The sequence below is a fragment of the Streptomyces sp. URMC 126 genome (genome assembly GCF_051386555.1).
In the GTDB taxonomy this organism is placed as follows: Bacteria; Actinomycetota; Actinomycetes; order Streptomycetales; family Streptomycetaceae; genus Streptomyces.
In genome coordinates this window covers 1-3,357 of record NZ_JBPQTX010000495.1, presented here as the reverse complement: position 1 = coordinate 3,357, position 3,357 = coordinate 1, and the positions used below count along the sequence as shown (strand labels likewise).

Genomic DNA, 3,357 nt, shown 5'->3' with positions numbered 1-3,357 from the left:
CCTCCCGCCGCTCCCCCGCCCACGACGTCCTCGCCTCGCTCGGCAGGACCGACCCCCGCATGGGCCTCTCGGCACGCGAGTGCGTGGAGCTCGAACCGCTGGCGGCGGAGTGGCTGGCGCGCGGGACGAGCCCGGCGGCGCTGCGGCACGCGCTGGTCAACGGGCTGCCGGAGGTCGTCGTCGCACCGGGTGCGCTGGCCCGCAGACGGTTGACGGACCGGATGCCGCCCGAGCCGCCCGCGCCGTTCGCCGGGCCCGAGGAGCGGCCCGGGCCCGCCCGGATCATGGAGTGCGCGGGCTGTCACGTCCCCGGCCCGCCGGAGGCCCTGCCGGGCGGCCTGTGCCGCGCCTGCCATGGCGACACCCCGGCCACCGGCCCGTCCGCCGAGTACCGGGACGACGTCCGCCGCCGCGTGGCCGACCTCCGAACGGTCGTCCGCAACCGTCCCCGGCCACCGGTCCGTCCGCCTAAGCCTGGCAAGGGCCGCCGGTGACGCTCGACCGACCGCAGCGGAACCGTCAGACTTGTCCGAAGCGAAGGGAAAGGAAACCACCCCTCATGAGCGCACAACCGGTCCACTACGGAGCGTCTCGTCCGCAGGTGCCACGCACCATCCAAGGTATTGCCGAAGCGCTGGGTGCGGAGAAGCGCATGGAGTTCTACCGCTTGGTACTCGCCGCTGAGGCGGGTCCGGATCTCGATCACGTGATGGCCACGTACTGGGGCCACGCCATGCTGGACACCGACCCCGAGCGGGAGCGTGTCATCGCGGCCACCGAGGCCGGCACCCTGCCGGTCGTCAGCATGGACGAGATCATTCGTCGTCGCAGGGCGGCGGGCGGAGAGATGCCTGGTGAGTGATCGCGAAGAACCGGAGATTTGGCCGGTCGAACCATCTGCCGTGGCAGGTGAGGTGCTCGCCGATCCCCGCCTGCCGGCGGATCTCTTCGGAAAGATCGTTGCTCTGACCGTGGCCATCGCGGAAGACCCATGGCTTCACGGCAACTCCCCGGCGCCCCAGGGAAAACACTGGCGGACCGTCCCCATCCCGGACGGCGGGGGCATCGTCGAGTATTGGATCAATGAAGAGGCTCACACCGTCGTGCTCACCCGGGTCTTTCCATTCTGACCGGCCTGGGTCGCGGCTCATGATGCCGGGCACGCGGTGCCACCACGCGCCCCGGCCGCCGCGCGGCGGAAGCGAGCGTTCGCCCAGGCACCCCCGGCCCCGCCCCGGTCCCGATCCGCGCCGGGCGGCCGGGCCGGAGGCGGGGTGCGGATACGGGAACGGGGCCGGGCCCCGGAATGACGAAGGCCCGTCTCAGGCGGAAATGCCGTCGATCCGGGCCATCGCGTCTTCCGCGCCGTATGCCTCCAGGTAAGGCAGCCAGCGCGGGTCCCTATGCCCCGTGCCGATGATGCGCCAGGCGAGGCCGGACGGCGGGGCCGGTTGGTGCCGCAGCCGCCAGCCCAGCTCGGAGACGTGCCGGTCGGCCTTGACGTGGTTGCAGCGGCGGCACGCGGCCACCACGTTCTCCCAGGCGTGCTGCCCGCCCCGGCTGCGCGGGACGACGTGGTCGACGCTGGTTGCGACGCCACCGCAGTAGGCGCAACGCCCGCCGTCGCGGGCGAAGAGGGCCCGGCGGGTGAGGGGGACGGGGCCCCGAAAGGGGACCCGCACGAAGCGCTTGAGCCTCACGACGCTGGGGGCGGGGATGGTGCAGCTGGCGCTGTGCAGGTAGGCGCCCGTGTCCTCCAGGCTGATCGCCTTTTCGTTGAGGACGAGTATGAGCGCGCGGCGGAGCGGTACGACGCCGAGCGGCTCGTACGACGCATTGAGGACCAGGACATGCGGCACGGGTGCCTCCTTGTACGCCGGCGGCGCGTGGCTCGCGCCGGGACGATCTCCTGCAAGTGTCCCCTGGCCCCTGGCCGGTGCGCCACCATCGGCGGGTAACGGGTCTCAGGTGTTTTGGAACACACCTCGGTCAACTGCGCGCAGGACCCGTCCCTTCTCGAACACAACAACGGGTGACCCGCTCTGCCCCGTTAGTGTGGTGATTCTGCCCCTGCCGATGCTCGGCGCCGGGCATGTCCATTACGAAGGGTTCCCGCTGTGTCCTGGTCCGCTGCCCTCGTCGCCGCTGACTCGACGCCTCGTCCCTCGTCCCTCGACGAGGCACAGAAGACCGCCAACGACGCCGCCGGCTGGCTGGAGGCGAACTGGTCCGTCTGGATCAGCAACGGTCTGCGCATCGTCCTGATCCTCACGATCGCGATCGTGCTGCGCTCGCTCGTCCGCCGGGGGATCACCAAGCTCATAGCCCGGATGAACCGCACGGCCCAGGCCGTGGACAACGCCCTGGGCGGCATCCTCGTCAACGCGGAACGCCGCCGCCAGCGCTCCGAGGCCATCGGCTCGGTGCTGCGCAGTGTCGCCTCGTTCCTGATCATGGGGACGGCGGCGCTGACGGTGCTGTCGGTACTGAAGATCAACCTGGCGCCGTTGCTGGCGAGCGCCGGTGTGGCCGGTGTGGCCATCGGTTTCGGTGCCCGGAATCTGGTCACGGACTTCCTGTCCGGCGTCTTCATGATCCTTGAGGACCAGTACGGCGTGGGCGACGAGATCGACGCGGGGGTCGCGACGGGCACGGTCGTCGAGGTCGGCCTCCGCGTGACCAAGCTCCGGGGCGCGAACGGCGCCATCTGGTACGTCCGCAACGGCGAGGTCAAGCGCATCGGCAACCTGAGCCAGGGCTGGGCCATGGCCGAGGTGGACGTCACCCTGCGGTACGACGAGGACCTGGAGCGCGCCCGCCAGGTGATAAGCGAGGTGGGCGAGGAGATGTCCAAGACCGCCCCCTGGGACGAGAAGCTCTGGGAGCCGGTCGAGGTCATGGGGCTGGACTCGGTCTCCCTCGACTCCGTCGTGGTCCGGGTCCAGGCGAAGGCCGCGCCGGGCGAGGCGGCGGCCGTCGCCCGCGAGCTCCGCTGGCGGATCAAGCGGGCGCTGGACGCGGCGGGCATCCGAATGGGGCCGCCGCCGGCCGCGGCGCCGGAGGACGCGGCGGAGGCCGCCGACCCGACCGCCGTCGTGGCACCGCCGTCCGCGCTCGCGAACCCGACGTCACCGCAGGCCCTGGCAACGGCGCCGATACCGCCGGTGACGGCGGTGCCGCCGGGGGCGACGCTGGGGAAGTGAGGCGGGGGTGCGCCTGCGGCGGGCTGGCGTCCCGGTCCCGCCCCTTCACCGTTTCTCGCGGGGGCGGGCCCCCGCACCCCCGAAGCGCCCTGTGCGCTCCCCCCAGAGGGGGTGCCCCTCTGGGGGGAGTTCAAGGACAAGCGCACCCCTCAGT

4 protein-coding genes and 1 pseudogene are annotated in these 3,357 nt (G+C 72.0%); 4 read left to right on the top strand and 1 reads right to left on the bottom strand.

Annotation, left to right across the window (positions count from 1 at the left end; all coding sequences use genetic code 11):
- The 3 genes and pseudogenes from ACSNOK_RS31890 to ACSNOK_RS31880 form a co-directional block, all read left to right on the top strand.
- Positions 1–494, top strand: a pseudogene (locus tag ACSNOK_RS31890) (hypothetical protein); the annotation flags it as partial.
- A gap of 65 nt (positions 495–559) precedes the next feature.
- A complete protein-coding gene (locus tag ACSNOK_RS31885) occupies positions 560–862 on the top strand; it encodes a hypothetical protein (protein WP_436784274.1) in 303 nt (100 codons plus the stop codon).
- Positions 855–1,130, top strand: a complete 276-nt coding sequence (locus tag ACSNOK_RS31880; RefSeq protein WP_436784273.1) for a hypothetical protein — start codon at positions 855–857, stop codon at positions 1,128–1,130. The genes ACSNOK_RS31885 and ACSNOK_RS31880 overlap by 8 nt, the downstream gene beginning before the upstream one ends.
- A gap of 192 nt (positions 1,131–1,322) precedes the next feature.
- Here ACSNOK_RS31880 and ACSNOK_RS31875 read toward each other — a convergent pair whose 3' ends face one another.
- Positions 1,323–1,859, bottom strand: a complete 537-nt coding sequence (locus tag ACSNOK_RS31875; RefSeq protein WP_004950088.1) for an HNH endonuclease — start codon at positions 1,857–1,859, stop codon at positions 1,323–1,325.
- A 258-nt stretch (positions 1,860–2,117) separates the two neighbouring features.
- Between ACSNOK_RS31875 and ACSNOK_RS31870 the strand changes: the two genes are divergently transcribed.
- Complete coding sequence (locus ACSNOK_RS31870; RefSeq protein ID WP_436784272.1) at positions 2,118–3,203, top strand: mechanosensitive ion channel family protein; 1,086 nt, start codon at positions 2,118–2,120, stop codon at positions 3,201–3,203.
- Positions 3,204–3,357 lie beyond the last annotated feature (154 nt).

Excerpts from the sequence above, each read along its gene's own strand:
- ACSNOK_RS31885 (WP_436784274.1), top strand. The coding sequence starts at position 560 with ATGAGCGCACAACCGGTCCACTACGGAGCGTCTCGTCCGCAGGTGCCA.